Raw genomic sequence first — 25,655 nt, forward strand, 5'->3', positions numbered from 1 at the left:
CCGTCGCCTGCGCGGCTCAGCTCAGGTGGAGGAGGCCGTGAGCTGGGCCAGCCCGGGCCGGGGTGAGGTCAGCACGGCGTGCAGCCACAGGCGGCACGCGTGGTCCCACTTCTCCGGGTCCACATTCCACTCACGGGTATGGCGCGCCAGGTGGAACCGGACGAAGGTGACCAGCTGGGGGACCTTGGCGGCGAGTTCCATGGACGGGCCCACCGGGACGAAGTCGTCATCCTCCGAGTGGAGGATGAGGGTCGGCACCCGCAGGTGGTCCGCGCGGGAGAGCCAGTCCATCGCCTTGAGGTCCACGGGCGCGGCGAGGCCGGTGGCCCACCGTCCGGCCTTGTTGCTCATGAGCCACTGCCCCAGCCGCCCCACGGCGTCCGGCAGCCGGTTCAGCCGGGCCTGGTGCGCCAGCACGTCGATCCAGTTGATGACGGGCCCATCCAGGACCATGGCGGCAACCATGGAGGACAGCTCGGAGCGGTCCGCCATCTGCAGGCACACGGCCCCGCCCATGGACCAGCCGAACAGGACCACCTCGCGGGCCCCCTGCTCGAGCGCATAGGCGACGGCGGCCTCGACGTCCTTCCACTCGGTACTGCCCAGGCCGTAGCGCCCGTCCCCGGCAGCCGGGGCCTCCCCGTCGTTGCGGTAGGAGATCAGCAGTGAGGTCATCCCCAGGGCCCGGGCGGTGCCGATGGCCCTGATGCCTTCGGCGCGCTTGGAGCCGCGGCCGTGGACCATGATGGCCCACACCCCTTCGCCGGCGAGCCGAGGTGCAGCGTCGTCGACGGCCGGGGATGGTTCCGGGCGGACGAGCCAGGCAGGGGCGGTGCCGTTCTCAACCGGGATCCGCACGTCCTCGGTCTCGTAGCCCAGGGTGCGCGGCTCGGGGTAGACGAATCCGGTCCACCGGCCGCGGACGGCACGGTGCAGATCACCGCTGTAGACCTCCTCGACCTCCCGCTGGACTGTCCCGTCGCGGGGGTCGAACGAGGTCACCGCACCGATGCGGGCGATCCCCGCGCCGCCGTCGAACACCAGGGAGTAGGTCCCGGGGACGGTGGTCTCCGCGGTCACGGGCAGGATGATCTCCAGGCCAGACGCCCCTTGGACCACCGCGAGGACCTCGAGGTCCTCGGCCGGGGTCTTGACGGGGGTGACCACGGTACGGGCGAAGAGGCCGGCCAGCCCGGACACGGTCCCGGCCGCCACCGAGCCGGCCACCACTCCGCCCACAGCAGCCAGGGAGGACCACCGCATCACCGGCTCGGCCTGTCCGAGGGACTTCTGGATCTTGGAGCGGCGGCTCGCCGGGCGGGAGGAGCGGGAAGGGCGGGAGGTCATGCCCCATTCTGTCCACGTCCGGCCCAGCATTGCCAGCCGGGCACCCGACGGGCTGCCGAGCGGACTGCCAGGAGGACCGCCGCTGAGGTGCGGCGGAAACAACGGGGCGGTTCGTGGTGTTATGGCTGTCATGAGCGATACCCCTCTTTCCTCCTCCCCCGCCGACCAGCCGGATCAGCCGAGTCAGGCACAGAACGCCCCGAGTAGCCCGGATCCAACCGCCCGGAACCGTTCGGACGCCGAATGGCGTGAGCGGCTCAGCCCCGAGGAATTCCAGGTCCTCCGCCAGGCCGGCACCGAACGGCCCTTCACGGGTGAGTACTGGGACGCCCAGACCGAGGGTGTCTACGCGTGCCGTGCCTGCGGTACCGAACTGTTCCGCTCGGACACGAAGTTCGACGCGAATTGCGGTTGGCCCTCCTTCTTCGCCCCTCTGGCCGAGGACCGCGTCGAATACATCCGGGACACCGCCCTGGGCATGGAACGCATCGAGGTCCGCTGCGCCAACTGTGGCTCCCACATGGGCCACGTCTTCCAGGGTGAGGGCTTCGACACCCCCACGGACCTGCGCTACTGCATGAACTCCGTCTCCCTGACGCTCCAGCCGAAGGCCGACGCGTGAGGGGGTTCGCCTCGGACAACTACGCGGGCGTCCACCCTGAGGTCCTGGCGGCCCTCGGTCAGGCCAATGTGGATCATGAGCCGGCGTACGGGGACGATTCCTGGACCGCGCGGCTCCAGGGCCTGGTCCGCGCCGAGTTCGGCGAGAAGGCAGAGGCCTTCCCGGTGTTCAACGGCACGGGCGCCAACGTTCTGGCGCTGCAGGCGCTCCTCCCGCCGTGGGGAGCCGTGATCTGCGCCGAGTCGGCCCACATCCACCAGGACGAGGGCGGTGCTCCCGAGCGCATCGCCCACACGAAGCTCTACACGGTTCCCACGGGGGACGGGAAGCTGTCCCCCGAGCTGATCGACCTCCAGGCCCACGGGGTCGGCTTCGTGCACCGGGCCCAGCCGGCCGTCGTCGAGATCGCCCAGGTCACGGAGCTGGGTACGGTCTACACGCCTGAGGAGGTCCGTGCCGTCACGGACCACGCCCACGCGCTGGGAATGCCTGTCTACATGGACGGCGCGCGGCTGGCGAACGCCGCGGCCGCCCTGGGGTCCTCCCTGCGGTCCTTCACTGTGGACGCCGGGGTGGACGTGGTCTCCTTCGGCGGCACCAAGAACGGCGCCCTGGGTGCCGAGATGGTGGTGGTCCTGAATCCCGACGCCGTCCTGTCCGGTCCCGGGGGGCGGCGCGACGAGGGCGCGGGGCAGGCGGTGGGCTACCTGCGCAAGGCCTCCATGCAGCTCGCCTCCAAGATGCGCTTCGTCTCCGCCCAGCTGGTCGCGCTGCTCACCGACGAGCTGTGGCTGCGCTCGGCCCGGCATGCGAACACCATGGCCGCCCGGCTCGCTGCCGGGGCCGGCGCACTGGACGGCGTCACCCTCACCCAGACGCCCCAGGCGAACCAGGTCCTGGCCGTCCTGGATCCCACGGTCGCGGCTGACGTGCGGGCCGCCTATCCCTTCTACGACTGGGATCTCCCGCGGAACGAGGTGCGCTGGATGACGTCCTGGGACACCACCGAGCAGGACGTCGACGGGTTCGTGTCCGCCCTGTCCGCGTCCCTCTCGGCGGGGCGCGTGTAGCGGGCCACGGCGCGCCGCCTCAGGATCCAGCGGAAGCGGCTTTAACCTTGGTTGCGTGACTGCCCTTGGCCACCGCCCCGCAGAGATGCGACGCCTTCCCGGAGAGTTCCGTGAGGCGTTGTCCGGGTTGCGCCGTGCGCGGCACCGGCAGGAGATCACCCTGGATGAGATTCCCGCCCCGGGTCGCCTCGCCCCCTTCGCCGTGGCCCTGGCGGCTGAGGTCCACGATCCGGCAGCGGAGGGCCGGCCCGAACTGGCCACCGGCCGGTTCGTCCTGTTGCACGATCCCGCCGGTTCCCCGGTATGGAAGGGCACGTTCCGGGTGGTGACCTACATCCGGGCCTCCCTGGAGTCAGATCTCGGCAACGACCCCATGGTCGGCGCCGTGGCCTGGACCTGGCTGGTGGAGGCCCTCGAGACCCACCGGGCCAGGTACACGGAGGCGGGAGGGACCGCCACCCGGGTGCTGTCCGAGAGTTTCGGCGGCCTGGCCACCCGCCCGGACACCATCGACATCGAATTGCGGGCCTCCTGGACACCCGAGGGCCCGGACAGCACCGATCATCTGGAGGCCTGGGCGGACATGGTCTGTGCCTTCGCCGGGCTGCCGCCGGTCCCGGACGGTGTCACACCCTTGCCGCGCATCAGGAGGAACTGACATCACTGCGGACACCAGCGCCACCCCGGAAGAGGACCTGACGGAGGCCACCGCCCCCGAACCGCCCCGGCTCCTCACTGAGCCGGCCGGCGGCATCCCCTTCGTCACGAACTCCCGGCAGGAACTGGAGCGGTGTGCTCGGCTCCTGAAGGCCGGTACCGGTCCCGTGGCCGTGGACGCCGAGCGGGCCTCCGGCTTCCGCTACGGCCAGCGGGCCTTCCTGGTCCAGATCAAGCGCGAGGGTGCCGGGATCTGGCTCATCGACCCCGAGGCCTTCGAAGACCTGAACATCATCCAGGACTCCCTGAGCGGGGTCGAGTGGATCCTGCACGCGGCCAGCCAGGACCTGCCCTGCCTCTCCGAGCTGGGAATGTGGCCGGATCGGTTGTTCGACACCGAGCTGGCCGGGCGTCTGCTCGGACTCCCCCGCGTGGGGCTCGCCTCCGTCCTGGAACAGCTCCTCGGTGTCACCCTGGCCAAGGAGCACTCTGCCGCGGACTGGTCCAAGCGGCCGCTGCCGGAGGACTGGATGCGGTACGCCGCCCTGGACGTGGAGCTGCTGGTCGAGCTGCGCGCCGCGATGATCATGATGCTGACCGAGGCCGGCAAGCTGGACTGGGCGAACCAGGAGTTCGAGGCGATCCGCAAGGCTCCGCTGCCCGGCCCGCGCAAGGATCCCTGGCGCCGTACCTCGGGCATGCACCGATTGCGCAAACCGGAACAGCTCGCCGTGGTGCGGGAGCTCTGGGAGACCCGGGAGGCCCTGGCCCAGAACCGGGATGTGGCACCCGGACGCCTGATCCCGGACGCGGCGATCGTGGCTGCCGCCGCCAGCCAGCCGACCACCGTGCCCGCCCTGCTGAAGACGCAGGGCTTCCACGGCCGTGCCGCCGCCAAGGAGGGCCCCCGCTGGATCCGGGCCATCCAGGCCGGGCAGGCCGCCGCGCAGAGCAGGGCCGGGCTGCCCCCGCTGCACCTGCCGAATGACGGCCCGCCCCCACCGCGCGCCTGGCGGGATCGCAACCCCTTGGCCGACCGCCGGCTGAAGACCGCGAAGGCCTGGGTCGGCAACCGAGCCGACGAGCTGCAGCTGCCCACGGAGAATCTGCTGACGCCGGATACCCTGCGGCGGCTGTGCTGGACGCCTCCGGAGACGATCGACCTGGACTCGGTCTCGGCCGCCCTGGCCGGACTCGGCGCCCGTCCGTGGCAGGTGACTGCCGTGGCACCGATCGTGACGGTGGCACTGCTGGATCCCGACCCAGCCTGAAACTCAGTCCCCTATTCGCTGGTCATGAGTTCCGATACGATGGCGTCAACGCCCGTCCCTCCCACTCAGGAGCAGCATGTCCGAGCCAGTCGTCCCGACGTCCACCACCGACGCGAACGGAGACCGGTTCGCGCCGTACCGCGGCCTCGCCGCACGATTCCCGGACGAAATCCTCACGCGGGCCACGGTGACGGATGTCGCCCTCCCCGACGGCGCCGGGACCCTGGCGCTCCTGGTCCTGGACAATGACGCCGGCCCCCGGCGCCCCACGACCCTGGGCCCGAATTCCCTGATCGGGATCGGCCAGGTGCTCGAGGCCCAGGCCGAACGCGCACACCGCGGCGAGATCGCCGCCGTCGCCGTCACGGGCAAGGCCGGCTTCCTGGTCGCCGGTGCTGACCTGGGGGCCATCAACCGGCTCACCGACCCGCAGGACGGCGTCCTGCTGGGCCGGCTCGGGCACGAGGTCTACAACGGCCTGTCAGACTTCCCGGTGCCCTCCTTCGCGTTCATCAACGGCGTGGCGCTCGGTGGCGGTCTGGAGATCGCTCTGGCGGCCAATTACCGGACCGTCTCCTCCGCCGCAAAGGGCCTGGGCCTGCCGGAGGCCTTCATCGGCCTGGTACCCGGCTGGGGCGGCGTGTGGAAGACCCCGCGGCTCACCGGCCCGAAGGACGCCCTGACGGTGATGATCAAGAACCCGCTGGCGAACAACCGCAACATTGACGGCCGCACCGCCCACCGCATCGGCCTGGCGGACGTGATCTTCGATCCCGCCACCGATCCTGCCGACACGGCCGTGTTCATCGAGGCCTCGACGGCCTGGGCGGCCCGGATCCTGACCGGGGATGCCGCCACCGTGGCCGCGTTGGAGCAGCAGCGGGACCGCGACCACTCCGACCGGGCCTGGGACGAGGCCATCGCCGAGGGCCAGGCGATCGTGGCCGCCAAGACCGGCGGATACGTGCCGGCACCGGCGAAGGTCGTGGAGCTCTTCGCCGCCGGCCGTCACTGGACCCGGGACGAATCGGCCGCCGCCGAGGCCGACGCGCTGGGTGAGCTGATGCTGACCCCCGAGTTCGCCCACACCGTCTACGCCTTCCTGGACGTGGTCCAGAAGCGCTCCAAGAAGCCGGCTGGCGCCCCCTCCCCCGAACTGGCCCGTCCGGTCCGGAAGGTCGGGGTGGTGGGGGCCGGTCTCATGGCCGGCCAACTGGCGCTGGTCTTCGCGCAGAGGCTGCAGGTCCCGGTGGTCATGACGGATGTCGACCAGGCTCGCGTGGACCGCGGACTCGGCCACGTGCACGGGCAGGTGGACGCGCTGGTGGCCAAGGGCAGGCTGCCCGCCGGCCACGGGGAGGCGCTGAAGTCCCTGGTGACCGGCTCCGTTGCCAAGGACGTCTACGCCGATGCCGACCTGGTGATCGAGGCCGTCTTCGAGGAGATGGGCGTCAAGAAGGCGGTGCTGGCCGAGGTCGAGGCCGTCGTCACCCCTGAATGCATCCTGGCCACCAACACCTCCTCCCTGTCCGTGACCGAGATGGCCTCCGGACTGGAGCATCCCGAGCGGCTGGTCGGCTTCCACTTCTTCAACCCCGTGGCCGTGATGCCCCTGGTGGAGATCGTCCGCGGGCCAGCCACCACTGACCCGGTACTGGCCACCGCCTTCGCCACCGCCCGGGGTCTGGGCAAGACCGCCGTGCTGGTGCAGGATGCCGCCGCCTTCGTGGTCAACCGCATCCTGCTGCGGATGATGGGCGAGGTCCAGCACTCCTTCGACCAGGGCACGGAGGCCACTGTGGCGGACCACGCCCTGGATCCGATGGCCCTGCCGATGACGCCGTTCACCCTGCTCTCCATGGTGGGCATCCCGGTGGCCCAGCATGTCACTGAGTCCCTCAACTCCGCCTTCGGGGACGAGCGGTTCCCGGTGTCGAAGAACCTGCAGTCGCTCATCGATGCCGGCATCCCGTCCCTATGGGCGCGTCAGGGGGAAGACCAGGATCACGGCCAGGAGGTCATCCCCGCCGAGACCCGGGCGGTCCTGGAGTTCGGCGACTCCCCCGAGACCGCGGAGGAGCTGCTGGCCCGCGTCCAGGACGCGCTGGCCCAGGAGATCGGCCTCATGCTGGACGAGGGGGTCGTGGCGGATGCCGAGGATATCGACCTGTGCATGATCCTCGGCGCCGGCTGGCCCATGCACCTGGGCGGCATCACCCCGTACCTCGACCAGGTGGGGGCCTCGGAGCGGGTCAACGGACGGCGGTTCCACGCCTGACGAGCACTTCTCAGTGCCAGCACACAAGCGGACGACACCGACGCCGGGCTGCTCGCCGTCCGGCCGCTGCCGACGGATAATGGAGGGATGACTTCCGCTCCCCACTCCTCCACCGGATCCACCGGACCGCAGGACCAGCACGACGCCGGCGCCCCCTGCGGCGGCTGCGGCCCCTCCCGCAGGTCCTTCCTGGAACGCGGCGCGCTGCTCGGCGCGGTGGGGATGGTCGGCACCGTCGGACTGACGGCGTGCACGGACGAGATCCGCGCCGAGGACAACGCTCCCTCTCACCACGTGGGCGGTTCCCCGACCCCGGCCATCGACCTGGCGGACCTGCCCGTCGGCGGGATGACCAGCGTCATGGTCGAGGGCCGGACCCTGTTGATCAGCAGGCCGGCGGAGGACGAGGTGCATGCCTTCTCGGCCGTCTGCACGCACCAGGGCTGCACCGTGGCCCCCGCCACGGAGAACGGCGAGGAGGTGTTCGCCTGCCCGTGCCACGGTTCGCACTTCGACGTGGCCACCGGAGCCCCCTACGGCGGACCGGCACAGAAGCCGCTGACCGCATACACGGCCACCGTGGACGGTGACCAGGTCCTCGTGACGCTGTAGGTGGCCCAGTCGGGCTAGTTCCCCGCGTTCGGACGCCGCGGTGGGTTGACGATGACCTCGCGGCTGTTGGGGTCCCAGGATGGCTGCTCGGCCTTGCGCCGCGGGTAGTAGTAGAACCGCCACCACAGCCACACCGCCGGTCCCAGCACGGGCAGCAGGAACATCAAGAAGGCCCACGGGATGCGCCGCCCCGGGTCCAGGGGAGAGTGGGACAGGGAGACCAGGGACCACACCAGCATCCCTACCACGGCGATGACCACGATCCAGAGCAGGATCTCCACGGCGTTGAGGCCGAGCGTCGACCCGGCGGCGCCTATGAGACCAGTTCTCAGGAGACCGGATAACACTAGAACAGGGCGATCTTCGCGGCGGCCGGGAAGATCTCATCCAGCTCGGCGCGCTCGGCGGCTGTGGGCACCCAGCGGATGGCCTCGGCGTTCTGGCGGACCTGCTCCGGCCGGGTGGCCCCGGCGATCACGGAGGTGACCGGCTCCTGGGCGGCCAGCCAGGAGAAGGCCAGGTCCACCTCGGAGAGGCCCCGTTCCCGGGCGAAGTCACCGTACCGCGCGAGCTGGTCCAGGTCCGCGTCCGCGACCAGTTGCTGGCGGCTGTGCGTCAGCCTCGAGCCCTCGGGCGCCCTGCCGGAGGAGTACTTGCCCGTGAGCAGTCCGTTGGCCAGCGGGAAGTACGGCAGCACCCCGAGCCCGAAGGCCCTCGCCGCGGGCAGGACCTCGAGCTCGGCCCGGCGGTCCAGCAGGTTGTAGTGGTTCTGGGCGGAGATGAACGTCTCGGTCCCGAGCTCGCGGGCCACGAACTCGGCCTCGGCGATCTGCCATCCGGCCCGGTTGGAATGACCGATGTACCGCACCTTGCCCGAGCGCACCAGGTCGTCCAGGGCGGAGAGGGTCTCCTCGATCGGCGTCGCGTCATCCGGGGTGTGGAACTGGTACAGGTCGATCCAGTCCGTGCCCAGCCGCCGCAGCGAGGCCTCCACGGCCTTGACGATGTACCGGCGCGAGCCGCGGGCCCCGAAGTCGTTGCCGTTGACGCCACCCATGTCCATGCCGAACTTGGTGGCCAGGACGATCTCCTCACGCCGGGCGCCCAGGGCCCGGCCCAGCCGCTCCTCGCTCAAGCCGGGGCTCGCCCCGTAGGTGTCCGCCACGTCGAACAACGTCACCCCGGCGTCCAGGGCCGCGTGCACGACCGCGTCCGTCCCCTCCTGGCCCTCCGTCACGGTGCCGGGGCGGCCGAGGTTGTTGCACCCCAGCCCGACGACGGAGACGGCCAGGCCGGAGCGCCCGAGACGGCGGTGTTCCATGGGATTCAATCCTTCGAGTGGTGGGGTCGGCGGGCCACGGCCCGGGGGCCGCAGCAGCTCCGCTTCAAGGGCAGATTCAGCGGGAGGTGGTGACGCGGGAGGGCTGGACGCCGGCGAACTTGGCGGCGGCCGGGATTTCGGCGGCCGCCTTGCGCGGGTGCGGCGTGGCCACGTCCAAGACAACTCGGCCGGACTCCGAGCGTTCTTCCACGACCTCACCCAGCCCGCGCCAGGCCAGCTGATTCGTGATCTCACCGCGCAGCTTGGCCACCAGGGCGGTCTCCACCGACGTCGGCTCCGCGCCCTTCAGCCGGTAGGACACCTCGACGTGCTTCAGCTCCTCCTCCGGGAGAACGGCGAAGCCGTCCTCCGCGCACTGCGCGGCGAAGCCGGCGAGCAGCTCCTCACCGGTGGCGTCGTCCGCGACCTGCTCGGCCGACGTCGTGCCCGTGCTGCCGATCCGGCCGTGGTGGACCACCACCTCCCCGCTGCCGGGGGCGAACCACGCCTCGCGGTAGTCCAGACGTTGCTGGCCGTCCTGCTCGGACCGCCGGTAGGTACGCACAATGCTCAAGAGTTGCCCTCCGTTGACGGGATCTGGCCCGTGTTGACATCCTTGCCGCCAGTGTCCCCGGCCGCCCGGACCTGACTCATCTGACCCGTCAGCGGCCGCGCAAACGGCACCTTCGTGCCGAGAACCTGGGCCACCGTGTCCTGGGCGATGCGCCGTGCCGTCAGGCCGGTGCGCTCAAGCACCTGGTCCCGGGAGGCGTGGGCCAGGAACTCCACCGGCAGTCCGACCTCGTTGAGCGCCGTGTCCACGCCGCGGGCGCGCATCTCCTGGCGGATCCGCGAGCCGACGCCCCCGGCCTTCACCCCGTCCTCGATGCAGACGACGATTCGGTGGCGGGAGGCCATCTCGATCACGGATTCCTGCACGGGAAGCACCCACCGTGGGTCGATGACGGTGGCGGAGATACCCTGGTCGGCCAACCGGGCGGCCACGTCCAAGCCCAGCTCGGCCATGGTCCCGACGGCGACGATCAGGACATCGCGTTCCGCCCCTGGCTCCTCGGAGGCGCCTCCGAGGCGGACCAGCAGGTCCACGCCGTCCGCGAGCCGTTCCAGCGCGGCGATCTCCGGCCCCACGGACCCCTTCGAGAACCGCACGACCGTGGGCGCATCCTCCACGGAGACGGCCTCCCGCAGTTCCTCCCGGAGCCGCTGGGCATCCCGGGGTGCGGCGATGCGCAGGGTGGGCACGGACTGCAGCAGGGCCAGGTCCCACATGCCGTGGTGGCTGGGCCCGTCCGGCCCGGTGACGCCGGCCCGGTCCAGGACGAACGTGACCCCGGCCCGGTGCAGGCCGACGTCCATCAGGACCTGGTCGAAGGCACGGTTGAGGAAGGTGGCGTACACGGCGACCACGGGATGCAGTCCGCCGAAGGCCATGCCGGCGGCCGAGGTGACAGCATGCTGCTCGGCGATCCCGACGTCGTAGACGCGCTGCGGATGCTTCTCGGCCATGAGCCCCAGACCGACGGGGATCTTCATGGCCGCGGTGATGGCCACGATGTCCTCGCGCTCGTCCGCGATCGCGCAGATCTCCTGGCCGAACACGGACGTCCACGAGGGGCCGGAGCTGGAGGCCACCGGCTCGCCCGTCTCCGGGTCGATCCTGCCGATGGCGTGGAACTGGTCATCCTGGTGGGCCACCGCCGGGGCGTAGCCGTGCCCCTTCTCGGTCATGGCATGCACGATCACGGGGCCGGCGTAGTTCTTGGCGTCCGCCAGCGCCTCCTCGAGCTCTGCCTGGTCATGTCCGTTGATGGGGCCGATGTACTTCATCCCCAGGTCCTCGAACAGGCCCTGGGGAGCCCACCAGTCCTTGATGCCCTTCTTCGTGGCATGCAGGGACTTGTACACGAACCGCCCGGCCGTCCCGGAGGTCTGCAGCCGGGACTTCCAGAAGTCGAGGGTGTCCTCGTAGCTGCGGTGGGTGCGGAGCTTGTCCAGGAAGGCCCTGCGCAGCCCCGAGAGCTGGTTGGCGAGCCCGCCGACGGTCGGCGCGTAGGAGCGTCCGTTGTCATTGACCACGATCACGACGCGCCGGTTACGGTCCGCGGCGATGTTGTTGATGGCCTCCCAGGCCATGCCGCCCGTCAGGGCACCATCGCCGATCACGGCCACCACGGAGCGGTCCCCGTCCCCGCGCAGTGCCCAGGCGCGGGAGATCCCGTCCGCCCAGGACAGGGACGAGGAGGCGTGGGAAGACTCCACCACGTCATGCACGGACTCGCCGCGGTCCCCGTAGCCGGAGAGCCCGCCCTCCTGACGCAGCGTGGAGAAGTCCTGGCGACCGGTGACGAGCTTGTGCACGTAGGACTGGTGCCCGGTGTCGAAGATGACGGCGTCCCGGGGCGAGTCGAAGACCCGGTGGATCGCCAGGGTCAGCTCGACCACACCGAGATTGGGGCCGAGGTGGCCGCCGGTGCGGGAGACGTTGGCGATGAGGAAGCTGCGGATCTCCTCGGCCAACTGCCGCAGCTGACCACCGGTGAGGCGGGTGAGGTCCTGCGGGGTATGGATCGTTTCGAGAAGGCCCACGGGCAAGCGGTCCTTTCGGCCGGGGAGGGATTATCACAACAGCTCCCACCAGAATACCGCGCGGCGGGGCCCACCAGAGGACGAAGGGCCGGACCCCCGTGTGGGGGTTCGGCCCTTCGGTCCTCTCTACCGCCGGTCCCCCGGTGCGGGGAGCCGGCTGACGATCACTTGGTCGCGATCTGGCGCAGCACGTACTGCAGGATGCCGCCGTTGCGGTAGTAGTCGGCCTCACCGGGGGTGTCGATGCGGACGACCGCGTCGAACTCGGTGACCTTGCCGTTCACGTGGGTGGCGGCGACCTTGACCGTCTTCGGGGTGGTGCCCTCGTTCAGGGCCGTCACGCCGGAGATGGCGAAGGTCTCGGTGCCGTCCAGGCCGAGGGTGTCCGCGGACTCGCCCTCGGGGAACTGCAGCGGCAGCACGCCCATGCCGATCAGGTTCGAGCGGTGGATGCGCTCGAAGGACTGGGTGATGACGGCCTTGACGCCCAGCAGCGCGGTGCCCTTGGCCGCCCAGTCGCGGGACGAGCCGGAACCGTACTCCTTGCCGGCCAGGACGACCAGCGGGGTGCCGGCGTCCTGGTAGTTCTGGGCGGCGTCGTAGACGTAGGCCTGCGGGGCGCCGTCCTGGGTGAAGTCGCGGGTGAAGCCGCCCTCCACGCCGTCCAGGAGCTGGTTCTTGATGCGGATGTTCGCGAACGTGCCGCGGATCATCACCTCGTGGTTGCCACGGCGGGAGCCGTAGGAGTTGAAGTCCTTGCGCTCCACGCCGTTCTCCAGCAGGTACTTTCCGGCCGGGGTGTCCGACTTGAAGGAACCGGCCGGGGAGATGTGGTCGGTGGTCACGGAGTCGCCGAGCTTGAGCAGCACCCGGGCGCCCTCGATGTCCTGGACCGGCTCCGGCTGGGCCTGCATGCCCTCGAAGTACGGGGGCTTGCGGACGTAGGTCGACTCGGCGTCCCACGCGAAGGTGTCACCCTCAGGGGTCTCCAGCGCCTTCCAACGGTGGTCACCGTCAAAGATGGTGCCGTACTCCCGGGTGAACATCTCGGTGTCGATCGAGCGGTCGATGATCTCCTGGACCTCGGTCGGGTCCGGCCAGATGTCCTTCAGGAACACGTCCTGGCCTTCGGCATCCTGACCCAGCGGATCATTCTCGAAGTCGAAGTCCATGGTGCCGGCCAGCGCGTAGGCGACCACCAGTGGCGGAGAAGCCAGGTAGTTCATCTTCACGTCCGGGTTGATGCGGCCCTCGAAGTTGCGGTTGCCCGAGAGCACCGAGGTCACGGACAGGTCGTTGTCCTGGATGGCCTGGGCGATCTCGGACTCCAACGGACCGGAGTTGCCGATGCAGGTGGTGCAGCCGTAGCCGACGATGTTGAAGCCCAGCGCGTTCAGCGAGGGGACCAACCCGGACTTCTCGTAGTACTCGGTGACGACGCGTGAGCCGGGGGCCACGGAGGTCTTCACCCAGGGCTTCGAGGTGAGGCCCTTCTCCACGGCGTTGCGGGCCAGCACCGCGGCGGCCATCATCACCGAGGGGTTGGAGGTGTTGGTGCAGGAGGTGATGGAGGCGATCGAGACCGCACCGTGGTCCAGATGGAACTCACGGCCGTCCTCCATGGCCACGTCCACCGACTTGGACGGACGGCCGGAGCCGGTCTCGTCCTCCGTGGCGTAGTTGTGGATGTCCTTGCGGAACTGGTCCTTGGCGTCGGTCAGCTGGATGCGATCCTGCGGGCGCTTCGGGCCGGAGATCGAGGGCACCACGGTGCCCAGGTCCAGCTCGAGGTACTCGGAGTACTGCACCTCATCGTCCGCGTTGTGCCAAAGGCCCTGTTCCTTGGTGTAGGCCTCGACGAGGGCGATGTTCTCCTCGGAGCGGCCGGTCAGGCGCAGGTAGTCCAGGGTGACCTGGTCGATCGGGAACATGGCCGCCGTGGAACCGAACTCCGGGGACATGTTGCCGATGGTCGCGCGGTTGGCCAGCGGCACGGAGCCGACGCCCTCACCGTAGAACTCGACGAACTTGCCGACCACGCCATGGTGGCGCAGCATCTCGGTGATGGTCAGCACCACGTCGGTGGCGGTGGCACCGGCCGGGATGGATCCGGTCAGCTTGAAGCCGACGACGCGCGGGATGAGCATGGAGACCGGCTGGCCGAGCATCGCTGCCTCGGCCTCGATGCCGCCGACGCCCCAGCCCAGCACACCGAGGCCGTTGACCATGGTGGTGTGGGAGTCGGTGCCGACGCAGGAGTCCGGGTAGGCGCGCAGGACGCCGTCGACCTCACGGGTCATGACGGTGCGGGCGAGGTTCTCGATGTTGACCTGGTGGACGATGCCCATGCCCGGGGGGACGACCTTGAAGTCGTCGAAGGCAGTCTGGCCCCAGCGCAGGAACTGGTACCGCTCACCGTTGCGCTGGTACTCGATGTCCATGTTGCGCTCGATGGCCTGGTCGTTGCCGAAGGAGTCGATCTGCACGGAGTGGTCGATCACGAGCTCGGCCGGGGCGAGCGGGTTCACGCGGTTGGCGTCGCCACCGAGGTCCTTGATGGCCTCACGCATGGTGGCGAGGTCCACGACGCAGGGCACGCCGGTGAAGTCCTGCATGAGGACGCGTGCGGGGGTGAACTGGATCTCGGTGTCCGGCTGTGCGGTCGGGTCCCAGGACGCCAGTGCCTTGATGGACTCGGCGGTCACGTTCGCGCCGTCCTCGGTCCGGAGCAGGTTCTCCAACAGGACCTTCAAGGAATAGGGGAGCTTCTGTGCACCCTCCACCTTGTTGAGCCTGAAAATCTCGTACTCGGCGCCATTGACGTCCAGGACGCCCTTGGAGCCGAAGCTGTCAACAGTAGTCACGGAGGACTCCTCTTCCCGCCCTGGGTCAGGGCGATTGGCCGGTCTTGAGTGCCATTGCCGTTCCACCGGGCCTTCCGGCACCGCGTGCGGGCGGTCCCGGACCGATGGTGGCGGCCACATGCCGATCCTGGGCCGGAGTCTGACGACTCCGTCACAGGGGGCTCGTTCACCATCCTATCCCGAGGGAAGGCAGGATCCCGCGCTTCACCCGCGCAGATGTCATGCGTGACGGGTTGATTTATGGCGTTCTTGACGGAGCAGCGTGCTTTCCTGACTCCGGCACCGTGCTCAGGACTTCGTGAGCAGGGCCACGGATTCCATGTGGTGGGTGTCCGGGTACAGGTCATAGACGTCGACCTTCGCCGCGGTCCAGCCGGCCTGGGACAACAGCCCCAGGTCGCGGGCGAAGGACGCGGGATCGCAGGAGACGTAGACGATCCTCTCCGGGTCCAGTCGGTGGATCCGTTCCACGGCAGTCTTGCCTGCGCCCGCCCGTGGCGGGTCGAGCACCACCGTGTCGACCGAGTGCCCACCCAGGCCGCAATCGGCGACCGGCTGGTCCGGCTTGGACAGCCAGCCGCCCAGTACCCGGTCGGTCATGCCGTTGAGCACGGCCGCCTGGGTGACCCCGTGGAGGTTGCGCCGGGCGTCCCGGCTGGCTCCCGGTGCGGCCTCCACGGACAGCACCAGCCCCTCGGTCCCGACCCGGTCGGCCAGGAACGCGGAGAACAGTCCGGCACCGGCGTACAGGTCGGCGATCACCTGTCCGGGCTGCGGGTCGGCCGCCGCGAGCACGGCGTCGACCAGCATGGAGGGAGCCGAACGGTGGACCTGCCAGAAGCCGTCCCCGGTGATCCGGAAGGCGTGTTCGGACCCGCGGACACTGGCCACTGTCTCCTGGGTCCAGGTCCGGCCGCGCAGGCGGTGTATCTCTGGCCGGTCGTTCGGGGTCTCGCCCGGCACGATCAGCGCCACGGAGGTGCCCTCCGGCAGCCGGCTGGTCTGCCGGTGCATGCGGCCGCCCAGCTGGGACACGTCGGCACCGTCAGCGGGGGTGAGCAGCACCAGGGCCGACTCGCCGGAGGCGGGCGTGGCCACGTCCACCCGGGAGAGGCCGGTGAAGTCCAGTTCCCAGAGCTTGAGGGCGTCCAGGCCCGGCACGCCGAGGGGCATGTTCCGGACCGGTACCAACACGGTGGAGCGGTGCGCGTGCATGGCCAGCCGGCCGGTAGGTGTCACGGCGAAGGCGTTGCGGGTGCGCCAGTGCAGGCCGGACGGATCGTCCCCCGGCGCCCCGGTGACGTGCACCTCGAGTTGGAGCCCGGCGATCCGGGCCACGGTGTCCCGGAACACCTGGGCCTTGAGGCGCCGCTGATGCGGCAGCACGATGTGCCCGTACTCGGCACCGCCCACGGGCAGCCGGCCTGCCGCGTGCGCGCGCAGGGAATCGGCCAGCTTCCACTGGTGGGTCCGGCGGAACTCGGAGCCGTGGAGCACCTCGACGGCGTCCGCACGCCAGAACCTGGCCCCCTCCCCCGCCTCGGTGACGACGGCGCGGACCACCTCGCCGGGGATGGCGTGGCGGACGAACACCACGCGCCCCTCATGCCGGGCCACGCAGTGGCCTCCGTGGGCCATCGGCCCCGCCTCCAGTTCGAGGATCTGGGGCATCTCCGGCAACCCTGCCGTCCCGGATGCACCGTGCACCGGCTGGCGGGCTACGTCAACATTGCTGGTGTCGCGGATGGTGGTCATCCTCGCCGTCCTCCTGAGCAGTCATGGGCGGTCGGCCTGATCGGCCGGGGATCCGTTGCCCTGTACCCCAGACTCTACTGGGCCGGTCCAGGGTCCGGTGGGCGGGGCGGGTGTGCCGGTCCGGGGCGACGTGCCCGCCCCACGCCGCGTCGTCGCCAACTGCCACGGCACCGAGGCGACCATGACACCGGGCTCGTGGTGCAGGCGCGCCTTGATTCGCTTGGTGGTCCGGTTGTGCAGGAGGGCCTGCCAGCCACCGTTGACGACGTATTCGGGGATGTAGACGACCATCAGGTCCCGTGGCGAGGTGCGCCGCAGGGCCCGCAGGTGGCGGATCAGGGGCTCGGACATCTCCCGGTAGGGGGAGGCCAGCACCGTGATCGGCACCGGCAGGCCGAGCCGGTCCCAGGCCGTCACCAGCTTGCCGGTGGACTGCTTGTCCAGATCCACCACGACGGCCTCCAGGCTGGAGGGCCGTGAGGCGCGGGCATAGGCCAGAGCCCGCAGCGTGGGCCGCTGGACGGACATCACCAGGATGACGGCATGGACCCGGGAGGGCAGCGCCCGCGCATCCTCGGTCGAGGTCAGGTCGAGCTCAGAGGCGACCGCCTCGTAGTGACCCCGGATCCGGGACATCACGAACACCATCGCCGCGATCGCCAGCAGGGCCACCCAGGCCCCCTGGCCGAACCGCGTCACGAGGACCACCAGTGCCACCAGGGCGGTGACCACGAGTCCCACCAGGTTCACCAGCCGCCGCGTCCGGACGGCCTGGCGGGCTCGGACTCCGGGCGTGTGCGCGAGCTGACTGCTCCAGTGCCGCACCATGCCCAGTTGGCTGATGGTGAAGGACAGGAAGACGCCGATGACGTAGAGCTGGACGAGCAGTGCGGTCTGGGCCTGAAAGGCGACCACGAGGGCCAGTGCGGCCAGGGCCAGCAGCACGACGCCGTTGGTGTACCCCAGGCGGTCACCACGGGTGAGCAGCTGGCGGGGCAGGTAGCCGTCCGCCGCCAGCCGTGAGGCCAGCTCCGGGAACGACTTGAACGCCGAGTGGCCGGCCAGCACCAACAGCACCGCGACCATCAGGATCAGGGCGCCGGCCAGGAGCCCGCCGTGGCCCAGGATCGCGTTGGCCAGCTGGGCCAGCACGGGATTCTGCACATAGTCCCCGGGCACCGGGCCGCCGCCGACGGCCTGCAGTCCGGAGGGGTCCAGGACGAACACCACCCCGGTGCGGTCTGCCAGGTACATCACCCCGATCGTGGACGCGCCGGCCGTCAGGCCCATCGCCAGCATCACGGACCGGGCCAGGCGGACCCTCGGCTTGGCCATGGCGCCCACATTCGAGGCCGGAACCTCCACACCGGTGGCGAGCGCCGAGCCGGAGGAGAACGCCCGCAGCACCAGGACCGCCAGCGCGAGGCCGCCCAGCCCCTCGGAGAAGGCGGAGTCGGGCACGGGCTCGACTCCGGCCGACGTCGCCGGTCCGAGGGCGCCCGCCGCGTCCTGGACGAGGCCGGCCCCGATCATGCCGAACAGCAGGGCGAGGAAGACGAAGGCGAGGACGGCGGGGGTCACCCGTCCGCGTCCGGCACCGCGGATGCTCGCCATGGCCAGGACCACGACGCCGGCCACGGCCACCGCCGTCTCCGCGCCTCCCAGCGCGGGGACGGCCGCCACGAGGTAGTGCGCCATGGCAGCCATGGACACCGCCACCGTGAAGACGAAGTCGAGCATCATGGCGGCCCCCACGGTCAGGCCCGCCCACGGCCCGAGATTCGCCCGCGAGATCGCGTAGTCGCCGCCCTCGGGGTAGGCCCGGATGGCCACCCGGTAGGACACGACGATCAGCAGCATCACCGCCACCACGGCCACGCCGATCTCGGGACCCAGGGCCAGGGCGGCCGTGCCGCCGAGTGCCAGGGTCAGCAGGATCTCGTCCGGGGCGTAGGCGATGGAGGACCAGGCGTTCGCAGAGAACACGGGCAGGGCGGTGAACCGGCCCAGGGGCCGGCGGTTCAACCGCTCCGTGTCGTAGGGCCGGCCCACGAGGAGACGGCGCATGCTGTCCAGGACCCTTGCCACGCGCACTACGGTACCGCGCCCACCGATCCGCTCCGCCCACGCGCAGGCCACACCATCGTCACGGCCGAGGAGCAGGCCGGCACGGCATGCCGAGGCCCGGGGGCGGTGCGCCCGTGGCACACTGGACTCGCTGGCGGCGCCAGCCGTTCGAAAGACCGCACAGCCGGGTCCGTGCCGCTCCATCAGGGCGAGGCCTCGGGCCGGTGAAACAGGAGGGAATCCGATGGCCCACTTCGTGATCATGGGTTGCGGCCGCGTCGGTTCCTCCCTGGCCCTGACGTTGGAGCGGGGCGGCCACACCGTCGCCGTGGTGGACCAGGACGAGCGGGCCTTCCGGCGTCTGGGACGGCACTTCGGCGGACAGCGGGTCACCGGCGTCGGGTTCGACCGGGACGCCCTGACCAAGGCCCGGATCCACGATGCCTATGCCTTCGCCGCCGTCTCCTCGGGGGACAACTCCAATATCATCGCCGCCCGCGTAGCTCGCGAGACGTTCGGTGTGGAGCACGTGGTGGCCCGGATCTACGACCCGGGCCGCGCAGAGGTCTACCAGCGGCTCGGCATCCCCACGGTGGCTGCCGTGCGATGGTCCACGGACCAGGTCCTGCGCCGGATCCTGCCGGACGCAGACCTGGCCGGAGACTTCAGGGACGCCTCGGGGCGGATCATCATGACCGAGGTGCGGGTCTCCCCTGCCTGGATCGGGCGCCCCCTGGCCGAGCTGGAGGCCGAGGCCGGACTCCGCATCGCCTTCGTCACCCGTATGGGCGAGGGCATCGTCCCCACCGGCGGCACCCTCTACCAACAGGGAGACATCGTGCACGCCGTGATGGCCGTGTCCGGTCAATCCGAGGCCGAACGGGCCCTGGAGGCCGGACCACAGACCGGTGCCGACCTGCTGGAGGACCGCCCCGAGGACAGCGGAAAGGTGGACCCAGCATGAAGGTCGTCATTGCCGGAGCCGGCGCCGTCGGTTCCTCGATCGCCCGCGAACTGCTGACCAACGGCCATGAGGTCCTGCTGGTGGACATCAAACCCGAGGTCGTCGCCCGCTCGGGGCTGCGAGGCGTCAAGTGGCTCATGGGGGATGCCTGCGAGCTCACGGTCCTGCAGGAAGCCCACCTGGAGACAGCCGAGGTACTGGTGGCCGCCACGGGCGATGACAAGGCCAACCTCGTGGTCTCCCTGCTCGCCAAGTCCGAGTTCGGAGTGGGCCGGACCGTGGCCCGCGTGAACAACCCGAAGAACGACTGGCTCTTCGATGAGGCATGGGGTGTGGACGTGGCCGTCTCCACGCCGCGCATCATGACCGCCCTGGTGGAGGAGGCCGTGGAGACCGGTGACCTCGTGCGGCTGCTGACGCTGAAGTCTGGCCAGACCACGCTCGTGGAGTTCACGGTTCCTGCCGGACACTGGGCCGATGGCCGCCGGCTCGGCTCGGTGTCCTGGCCGGAGGACATCTCCGTGGTGTCCATCATCCGGGACACCCGCCCCATCACCCCCAGTGACGACGACGTCATGGAAGCGGGTGACGAACTGTTCTTCCTGGCCACCGAGGAGGCGGAGTCACGGCTGCGGGACGTCCTGGTACCCGAGGACGAGCGGCAGGCCCGTGGTCAGCGCGAATCACTGTCCCAGCGCGAGACGCGCGGATAGAGAGCCGCGGGAAAGCCGATAGCCGACAGAGACAGAGCAGGGGCAGAGAAGGGACGGATTGGGCAGGGAGGGCAGAGAGGTTCAGGCGCCGGGCTGGTCCGGACGGCCCTCGGACGCCGGTTCCACGTCCTGCCGGGCGGAGACCAGCCAGCCGAACCACAGGGCCAGCGCATAGAGCGGCAGTCCCATCACGAGCCGTGCGGTGCCCAGGGCCGTCAGCAGGTCGGCGAAGTAGAGGGGGACCTGGACGGCCAGCCGCAGGGCGAGGGCGGCCACCAGGATCCAGGTGGCCAAGGCATAGCGCCGGCGCCGCTGCGGATCCTGGCGCCAGGCGATCCCCTCGTTGCGGACCAGTCCGAACACCAGCCCCAGCAACGGCCAGCCCACGAGGACGGAGACGGCCATCGCGGTGATATAGGCCGCATTGGTGACGAATCCCCAGAGGTAGTAGTCCTTCGCCTCTCCTGTGTTCAGCGCCACCACCACACACAGCACGACGGCGGCCAGTCCTGCCAGGGCCTGGATCGGACTCTGACGCTGGAGAAGCCGGACCACGCTGAAGGCGGCGGCCACCACCACGGCGGCGATGCCAGCACCCCACAGGTTCTGGGTGCTGATGAAGGCGACGAGGAAGACAGCGGAGGGCAGAACCGATTCCAGCAGTCCACGCCACCCGCCGACCGTCGCCAGGACGTCGATCTCCCCGTTCTCCGTCACGGCGGTGCCGGACCCGACCTTGCGCAGGGCCGCATCCAGCTGGCCGCGCGGGTCATCCCCCTCCGGCACGCCATCAGTGTGCGGTGCGGCGTTCGGAGTGTCCCGCGGCGTGGGTGCTCCCGAGGTCTCAGGATCGTGGGTCATGCGGCGCTCCTGCCAGCAGTTCGTAACGGGGGTTGAAAACCGTGGGGAGGTCATCGTGCACCGAGAGGAAACCTTCGATGCGTAGCCAGCGTCCGGCCTCGATGCCGGGGATCCGGCGCTGCCCGATCCATACCAGACGCAACCGCTCGCCGCCGGTGGACACCCGTCCGGGACGAGGAGCCTCGGTCACCAGGTCGACGGCGAAACGTACCGGTCCGGCCGCAGCCGTCAACCGTACGGCGGCCACCAGGCCCACACGCTGCACGTGAGCCCCATGGGCTCCTCGGCGTGCGGCACCCCCCGTTCCCGACTGCGGGAGGGACGGGGGTGCGGACGCGGCGGAGGAGGACATGGACGGTGTCAGCGGACTTCCGTCACTTCCGGTCCGCGCTCCGGCGGCCGCTGGCGCGGGTCCACGATGGTCGGTGCCTCTGATCCGCCCGTCGGCTGCGGTGCACCGGCCGCCCCGGAAGACCCGGTCTCGACCGACTCACCGGACTGGCCAGTCTGACCGACCTGACCCGGCTGACGCACGGGGCGCATGTTCTCGGGTGGGGTGAGCGGCAACAGTTCCCGCGGCGGGTGGGGATCGTCTCCGCGCCGGACCACGATGCGGGAGAACAGCTCGTTGACAGGACCCACGGCCTCTGCCTTGAAGGCCGCCTCGCCGCCGATCACGCCGCGGAGGAACCACCGGGGTCCATCCACGCCGACGAAGCGGGCCACGCGCCAGCCGGGCGATCCATCGGGCATCTTGGCGGGAATCCGAGCGACGACCTCGGTGCCGAACTGCCCCTCCTGCTCCCCCACCTGGGCGCCTTCGGTGACGGTGACGGACTCGAGGATCTCGGCGCGGATCTCGTCCCAGATGCCGCCCGCCCGCGGGGCCGCGAACGCCTGCACCTGCAGTGAGGACTGGCCCAGCTGCAGGGTCACGCCGATCAGGCGCTTGGTGGTGTCCTCGAGGTCGAGGCGCACCTTCATGTCCTTCACCACCGGGATGCGCAGGGATCCCAGGTCAAGGTGGCCGTCCACCTCGGGGCGGTCGGCGATGTCGAAGGGGCCGGTGGCCTCGGCTTCGGGCTCGGTCGCCAGCTGGTCCCGGGGATCCTGGAGTTCCTCCGGGAGGACGACCGTCTCGGTCTTGACGTTCCGGTTACGGCCGAAGATCATCTGCGTGCCTGCCAATCCGTGTCACGTGTAGAAGATGCTGGTTCTTGCCTGGCCAGTGCCACCGTCCGACCGACCGGGCTGGACCGGGCCGGCCTTCCGTGCTGGGAGGGCCAGTCCAGCTTAGGTCAGTAGGGCGGTGCCGCAGAACTGTCACGCCCCATGTACCGGGGCCTCCGCACCGAATCCGCCGGTGGATCCGAAACCCGCGGCGCCACGGTCCGAGGGCGGCAGTTCGTCCACGAGCACAAACTGTGCCTGGGCCACCCTCTGGATGACCAACTGGGCGATCCGGTCCCCGCGCCGGAGCCGGATCGCCTCGGTCCGGTCCGTGTTCAGCAGCGGCACCTTGATCTCTCCCCGGTATCCGGCGTCGATGGTCCCGGGAGCGTTGACGAGGCTGAGCCCCTGGCGCACGGCCAGTCCGGACCGCGGGTGCACGAAGCCCACGAAGCCCACGGGCAACGCCAGTGCGACGCCGGTCGGCACCAGGGCTCGTGCGCCTGGTTCCAGCACCACGTCCTCGGTGGTCCGCAGGTCCGCGCCGGCGTCACCCGGGAGGGCATACGCCGGGGGCTCGATGCCGTCGTCGAGCATGGTAAGGGCGATCGTGGGACGCTCCACGGCACCGCCAACGGAAGGCGTGTCAAGGGACTCTGCTGACTGATTCACGCGGCCACTGTACCGGAGAGCGCCGGTCCAACCCTGCGGCGTCAACGGCGCCGATTCACCCTGCCACGCGAAACGTGGGATTCTTGAAGGCATGCACGAATCCTCCTCGGTCCCTGCGGAACAGCCCGGTCGTCCACCCGCCCCAGAGGCGCCCGATCGGGTCCTCTACGAAGAGAAACTGCGTCCTTCCGTGTGGATCTGGTTGATGGCCCTGATGATCTCCGGCCTGTCCATTCTGGTCTTCGTGCCGATCGGACTGGAGATCGGCCTGGGAGCCGCCGTGGTGGTCTTCGCGATCATCGCGATCCTGCTGACGCTCTCCACTCCCAGGATCCAGGTCACTGAACGGTCCCTGCAGGTCGGCCGGGCCGGAATCGAGCGCCGCTACGTCGGCGCTGTGACCGGGTACCGCGGAGACGATGCGACGTACCAGCGCGGGCCGGCCCTGCACGGACTGGCCTTCATGTGCATCCGCGGCTGGATCGACCCGGTGGTCCGCATCCAGATCGAGGACGAGCGGGACCGGACTCCGTACTGGCTGACCAGCACGCGGAACCCGGAGCAGCTCGTCGAGGTCCTGGGCGGCACCATGGCCCGCGACATCGAGTCCGACTGAAACCTACTGCAACCGACTGAACCCCCAGAACACCACAGGCCGGCCAGGAGTACCTGGCCGGCCTGTGTGGTGTTCGGCTGGAACGCAGCCCGTGGGAGAGTCGCTGACTCAGCCTTCGCAGTCCTTGCAGAACAACAGGCCGTCCTTCTCCTTGGCGACCTGGGACCGGTGGCGCACGAGGAAACAAGAGGCGCAGGTGAACTCGTCAGCCTGGGCGGGAAGCACCCGGACCATCAGTTCCTCGCCGGAGAGGTCGGCTCCGGGCAACTCGAAGCCTTCTGCGGCCTCAGCCTCGTCCTCGTCCACCACGGCGGACTGCGTGTCCGTGCGGCGGTTCTTCAGTTCTTCGATGGAGCTCTCGTTCAGCTCATCTTCGTTCTTGCGTGGCGCGTCGTAATCGGTGGCCATAAGGGGTGTATTCACGCTCCGCTGGTGTGGCCGGCGATGACCGACCGTGGGTGGGATGTTGCGACAAGGTCACCGGAACCCCCGGGGATAGCTGGGGAAACCGGCCGCGAGAAACCGGGGCAGAAGGCCCACGGGGCCTTGGCTTCGGTCTGCGCGTCGTGGAGATTGTTCCCCACGTCCAAGGAAAAACCAAATCGCTGAGAGCGGACACCTACCGGCTGCCTTCCACGGATCCGCGCCACACCGGACCGGCGTGGTGCATGCCCCGCCGAATCGTGGCAAAGTCGGTGGAAGAATGTGGGTAGACCGACCGTGGAGGACAAACATGCAGGAACTCCGTCTCGTTGGTGTCCAGGAGGATCGCGGGCACCTGCTGTTGAGCAACGAGGCCGGCGAGGAGTTCTCCCTGCCGGTGACCGAGGCCCTGCGCTCGGCAGCGACCCGCCCCATCGGCCGGCCCTCCGCCCGTGCCGCCGATGCCGCCGCCGGCGTGGTGACTCCGCGCGACATCCAGGCTCGCATCCGTGCCGGTGCCACCGCCGAAGAGGTTTCCGCCGAATCCGGTGTGGACCTCGAGCGGGTCCGGAAATACGAGGGCCCGGTGCTGGCCGAACGCGACTGGATCGCCCACCTGGCCCGCCAGGTCGAGGTCACGGCCCCCCAGACCGGGCACGACCTGTACCGCAGCACGTTCGGCGAGGAACCCGCCCTCCTGGGTGACATGGTCCGCCACCGCCTGACGGCCCTCGGCATGGACCCGGCCACGGCCCAGTGGGACGCCTGGCGCAATCCCGAGGGCTCCTGGACCATCAGCCTCCACTTCTCGACTGACGGACACGACGGGTCTGCATCCGCGATCGGGGACCAGTCCCCCGCCCTGTGGACGTATCGCCAGTCCAGCCAGCACCTCGACAACCAGAACCGCTGGGCTCAGGTCCTGTCCGAACTCGACCCCCTGGACGGGCCGTTCGGGGGTCGCCGGCTCTCCGCCGTCGGTGACCGGCCGTTCAATGTGGAGGAGGACGAGACCCCGGCTCCGACCCCCTCCACCGCGTCCGCCGGGCCCCGCCCTGCCGTCGACCAGGACTCGCAGGACGAGTTGCTGGACGTGTTGCGGGCCCGCCGCGGTCAACGCCTCGGCGTGGACGAGGACGGCGACGACGAGCTGGCCCTCATGCTCACCCGTGACGAGCAGTCCTCCTCAGGGACCTCGCGGCCCCGCCTGACCGTGGCCTCCGCCCCGACCGGCCAGGATGACAACGCTGAAGTCACTGATGACGCAGATGACGCTGTTGAGGATGCCGACGGAGACACCACGGACGAGACCAGCAACAGCCGCTGGGGTCGTCGGTTCGGCCGCACGGCGCCTACTGTCAGCTCTGCCAGCGCTGATCACGACGCCTGGGCGATCGCGGAAGACGACGCCGACCACGCCGTGGATGGTGGGCTCAGCGGCAGCGGCGCACGCGGCGATGACGCAGACGGCGGGGACAACGGGGACGACAGGTCTGCCGATGGAGCGACCGGCGAGCACCAGCGCGGTGATGAGCAGGCCCCCGAGGTGCATCCGGACCAGACCGCACTGGACTTCAGTGCCGATGGCTCGCCGCGGCCCCGGAACGAAGAGGACGAGCCCGCCACGGTGGCCGGGGACAAGGGCCGGACGTCGGGGCGCAAGCCCGGGACCCGGAATGCGGGGACCAAGTCGAAGCGGCCCTCGGTGCCCAGCTGGGACGAGATCGTCTTCGGCCGCAAGGGCGACTGACCTCTCCCCTGCCGA

The 25,655-nt window shown here is 70.0% G+C and carries 23 protein-coding genes; 10 read left to right on the forward strand and 13 right to left on the reverse strand.

Features of this window, described 5'->3' with window-relative positions; all coding sequences use genetic code 11:
• Positions 1 to 21: 21 nt before the first annotated feature.
• Positions 22 to 1,347 (reverse strand): alpha/beta fold hydrolase, encoded by a 1,326-nt coding sequence (locus tag BOSE125_RS07125; protein WP_201301157.1) that lies wholly within the window; start codon positions 1,345 to 1,347, stop codon positions 22 to 24.
• A 121-nt stretch (positions 1,348 to 1,468) separates the two neighbouring features.
• Here BOSE125_RS07125 and msrB point away from each other — a divergent pair, with 121 nt between their 5' ends.
• The 6 genes from msrB (at position 1,469) to BOSE125_RS07155 (ending at position 7,857) form a co-directional block, all read left to right on the forward strand.
• Entirely contained in the window at positions 1,469 to 1,969 is a 501-nt protein-coding gene (gene msrB, locus BOSE125_RS07130; protein WP_371300576.1) for a peptide-methionine (R)-S-oxide reductase MsrB, read from the forward strand.
• Entirely contained in the window at positions 1,966 to 3,039 is a 1,074-nt protein-coding gene (locus tag BOSE125_RS07135; RefSeq protein WP_236557865.1) for a low specificity L-threonine aldolase, read from the forward strand. The genes msrB and BOSE125_RS07135 overlap by 4 nt, the downstream gene beginning before the upstream one ends.
• A gap of 85 nt (positions 3,040 to 3,124) precedes the next feature.
• Entirely contained in the window at positions 3,125 to 3,697 is a 573-nt protein-coding gene (locus BOSE125_RS07140) for a DUF3000 domain-containing protein (protein ID WP_159554868.1), read from the forward strand.
• Positions 3,663 to 4,967, forward strand: a complete 1,305-nt coding sequence (locus BOSE125_RS07145) for an HRDC domain-containing protein (RefSeq protein ID WP_371300577.1) — start codon at positions 3,663 to 3,665, stop codon at positions 4,965 to 4,967. Before BOSE125_RS07140 ends, BOSE125_RS07145 begins: the two co-directional genes overlap by 35 nt.
• Before the next feature lie 76 nt (positions 4,968 to 5,043).
• Positions 5,044 to 7,245 carry a 3-hydroxyacyl-CoA dehydrogenase NAD-binding domain-containing protein gene (locus BOSE125_RS07150; RefSeq protein WP_159551255.1) on the forward strand — a complete coding sequence of 734 codons (2,202 nt, stop codon included), beginning with the start codon at positions 5,044 to 5,046 and terminating at the stop codon, positions 7,243 to 7,245.
• Positions 7,246 to 7,332: 87 nt separating this feature from the next.
• Positions 7,333 to 7,857: a ubiquinol-cytochrome c reductase iron-sulfur subunit gene (locus BOSE125_RS07155; protein ID WP_236557866.1), complete on the forward strand. Its 525-nt coding sequence runs from the start codon at positions 7,333 to 7,335 to the stop codon at positions 7,855 to 7,857.
• Between the two features lie 14 nt (positions 7,858 to 7,871).
• On the opposite strand, the gene BOSE125_RS07160 is transcribed toward BOSE125_RS07155, so the two are convergent.
• From BOSE125_RS07160 to BOSE125_RS07190, 7 genes are all read right to left on the reverse strand, one after another.
• Entirely contained in the window at positions 7,872 to 8,138 is a 267-nt protein-coding gene (locus BOSE125_RS07160; protein WP_159551257.1) for a PLDc N-terminal domain-containing protein, read from the reverse strand.
• A gap of 65 nt (positions 8,139 to 8,203) precedes the next feature.
• Entirely contained in the window at positions 8,204 to 9,178 is a 975-nt protein-coding gene (locus tag BOSE125_RS07165; protein ID WP_159551259.1) for an aldo/keto reductase, read from the reverse strand.
• Positions 9,179 to 9,254: 76 nt separating this feature from the next.
• Positions 9,255 to 9,743, reverse strand: coding sequence for a hypothetical protein (locus BOSE125_RS07170; RefSeq protein ID WP_236558155.1), 489 nt, complete (start codon positions 9,741 to 9,743; stop codon positions 9,255 to 9,257).
• Positions 9,744 to 9,748: 5 nt separating this feature from the next.
• Positions 9,749 to 11,785, reverse strand: a complete 2,037-nt coding sequence (dxs, locus tag BOSE125_RS07175; RefSeq protein WP_236557867.1) for a 1-deoxy-D-xylulose-5-phosphate synthase — start codon at positions 11,783 to 11,785, stop codon at positions 9,749 to 9,751.
• A gap of 164 nt (positions 11,786 to 11,949) precedes the next feature.
• Positions 11,950 to 14,649 carry an aconitate hydratase AcnA gene (gene acnA / locus BOSE125_RS07180; RefSeq protein WP_159551263.1) on the reverse strand — a complete coding sequence of 900 codons (2,700 nt, stop codon included), beginning with the start codon at positions 14,647 to 14,649 and terminating at the stop codon, positions 11,950 to 11,952.
• Between the two features lie 288 nt (positions 14,650 to 14,937).
• Positions 14,938 to 16,404 (reverse strand): class I SAM-dependent RNA methyltransferase, encoded by a 1,467-nt coding sequence (locus BOSE125_RS07185; RefSeq protein ID WP_159551265.1) that lies wholly within the window; start codon positions 16,402 to 16,404, stop codon positions 14,938 to 14,940.
• A gap of 21 nt (positions 16,405 to 16,425) precedes the next feature.
• Positions 16,426 to 18,492, reverse strand: coding sequence for an APC family permease (locus tag BOSE125_RS07190; protein ID WP_159551267.1), 2,067 nt, complete (start codon positions 18,490 to 18,492; stop codon positions 16,426 to 16,428).
• Positions 18,493 to 18,715: 223 nt separating this feature from the next.
• On the opposite strand from BOSE125_RS07190, the gene BOSE125_RS07195 reads away from it, so the two are divergent.
• Positions 18,716 to 19,435 (forward strand): TrkA family potassium uptake protein, encoded by a 720-nt coding sequence (locus tag BOSE125_RS07195; protein WP_159551269.1) that lies wholly within the window; start codon positions 18,716 to 18,718, stop codon positions 19,433 to 19,435.
• Positions 19,432 to 20,148 carry a TrkA family potassium uptake protein gene (locus tag BOSE125_RS07200; protein WP_159551271.1) on the forward strand — a complete coding sequence of 239 codons (717 nt, stop codon included), beginning with the start codon at positions 19,432 to 19,434 and terminating at the stop codon, positions 20,146 to 20,148. Before BOSE125_RS07195 ends, BOSE125_RS07200 begins: the two co-directional genes overlap by 4 nt.
• A gap of 81 nt (positions 20,149 to 20,229) precedes the next feature.
• Here BOSE125_RS07200 and BOSE125_RS07205 read toward each other — a convergent pair whose 3' ends face one another.
• The 4 genes from BOSE125_RS07205 to dut form a co-directional block, all read right to left on the reverse strand.
• On the reverse strand, positions 20,230 to 21,009 hold the full coding sequence (locus BOSE125_RS07205; RefSeq protein ID WP_159551273.1) for a DUF3159 domain-containing protein: 780 nt from the start codon (positions 21,007 to 21,009) through the stop codon (positions 20,230 to 20,232).
• Complete coding sequence (locus BOSE125_RS07210) at positions 20,993 to 21,274, reverse strand: hypothetical protein (protein WP_159551275.1); 282 nt, start codon at positions 21,272 to 21,274, stop codon at positions 20,993 to 20,995. The genes BOSE125_RS07205 and BOSE125_RS07210 overlap by 17 nt, the downstream gene beginning before the upstream one ends.
• Positions 21,275 to 21,369: 95 nt before the next feature.
• Positions 21,370 to 22,182, reverse strand: coding sequence for a DUF3710 domain-containing protein (locus BOSE125_RS07215; protein ID WP_159551277.1), 813 nt, complete (start codon positions 22,180 to 22,182; stop codon positions 21,370 to 21,372).
• A gap of 150 nt (positions 22,183 to 22,332) precedes the next feature.
• Entirely contained in the window at positions 22,333 to 22,776 is a 444-nt protein-coding gene (dut, locus tag BOSE125_RS07220; RefSeq protein ID WP_159554874.1) for a dUTP diphosphatase, read from the reverse strand.
• A 166-nt stretch (positions 22,777 to 22,942) separates the two neighbouring features.
• On the opposite strand from dut, the gene BOSE125_RS07225 reads away from it, so the two are divergent.
• Complete coding sequence (locus tag BOSE125_RS07225; RefSeq protein WP_159551279.1) at positions 22,943 to 23,467, forward strand: DUF3093 domain-containing protein; 525 nt, start codon at positions 22,943 to 22,945, stop codon at positions 23,465 to 23,467.
• Positions 23,468 to 23,575: 108 nt separating this feature from the next.
• Here the strand turns inward: BOSE125_RS07225 and BOSE125_RS07230 are convergent, their stop codons facing one another.
• Positions 23,576 to 23,875, reverse strand: coding sequence for a DUF4193 domain-containing protein (locus tag BOSE125_RS07230; RefSeq protein ID WP_159554876.1), 300 nt, complete (start codon positions 23,873 to 23,875; stop codon positions 23,576 to 23,578).
• 325 nt (positions 23,876 to 24,200) lie between these two features.
• On the opposite strand from BOSE125_RS07230, the gene sepH reads away from it, so the two are divergent.
• Positions 24,201 to 25,640, forward strand: coding sequence for a septation protein SepH (sepH, locus tag BOSE125_RS07235; protein ID WP_159551281.1), 1,440 nt, complete (start codon positions 24,201 to 24,203; stop codon positions 25,638 to 25,640).
• Positions 25,641 to 25,655: the final 15 nt, after the last annotated feature.

Source organism: Citricoccus sp. K5, assembly GCF_902506195.1.
In the GTDB taxonomy this organism is placed as follows: domain Bacteria; phylum Actinomycetota; class Actinomycetes; order Actinomycetales; family Micrococcaceae; genus Citricoccus.

Bases quoted from the DNA above. Each gene is read 5' to 3' on its own strand.
- BOSE125_RS07125 (WP_201301157.1), bottom strand. From the start codon at position 1,347: ATGACCTCCCGCCCTTCCCGCTCCTCCCGCCCGGCGAGCCGCCGCTCC.
- msrB (WP_371300576.1), top strand. From the start codon at position 1,469: ATGGCTGTCATGAGCGATACCCCTCTTTCCTCCTCCCCCGCCGACCAG.
- BOSE125_RS07140 (WP_159554868.1), top strand. From the start codon at position 3,125: ATGCGACGCCTTCCCGGAGAGTTCCGTGAGGCGTTGTCCGGGTTGCGC.
- BOSE125_RS07150 (WP_159551255.1), top strand. From the start codon at position 5,044: ATGTCCGAGCCAGTCGTCCCGACGTCCACCACCGACGCGAACGGAGAC.
- BOSE125_RS07155 (WP_236557866.1), top strand. From the start codon at position 7,333: ATGACTTCCGCTCCCCACTCCTCCACCGGATCCACCGGACCGCAGGAC.
- BOSE125_RS07165 (WP_159551259.1), bottom strand. From the start codon at position 9,178: ATGGAACACCGCCGTCTCGGGCGCTCCGGCCTGGCCGTCTCCGTCGTC.
- BOSE125_RS07185 (WP_159551265.1), bottom strand. From the start codon at position 16,404: ATGACCACCATCCGCGACACCAGCAATGTTGACGTAGCCCGCCAGCCG.
- BOSE125_RS07195 (WP_159551269.1), top strand. From the start codon at position 18,716: ATGGCCCACTTCGTGATCATGGGTTGCGGCCGCGTCGGTTCCTCCCTG.
- BOSE125_RS07200 (WP_159551271.1), top strand. From the start codon at position 19,432: ATGAAGGTCGTCATTGCCGGAGCCGGCGCCGTCGGTTCCTCGATCGCC.
- BOSE125_RS07205 (WP_159551273.1), bottom strand. From the start codon at position 21,009: ATGACCCACGATCCTGAGACCTCGGGAGCACCCACGCCGCGGGACACT.
- BOSE125_RS07215 (WP_159551277.1), bottom strand. From the start codon at position 22,182: ATGATCTTCGGCCGTAACCGGAACGTCAAGACCGAGACGGTCGTCCTC.
- dut (WP_159554874.1), bottom strand. From the start codon at position 22,776: ATGCTCGACGACGGCATCGAGCCCCCGGCGTATGCCCTCCCGGGTGAC.
- BOSE125_RS07225 (WP_159551279.1), top strand. From the start codon at position 22,943: ATGCACGAATCCTCCTCGGTCCCTGCGGAACAGCCCGGTCGTCCACCC.
- BOSE125_RS07230 (WP_159554876.1), bottom strand. From the start codon at position 23,875: ATGGCCACCGATTACGACGCGCCACGCAAGAACGAAGATGAGCTGAAC.
- sepH (WP_159551281.1), top strand. From the start codon at position 24,201: ATGCAGGAACTCCGTCTCGTTGGTGTCCAGGAGGATCGCGGGCACCTG.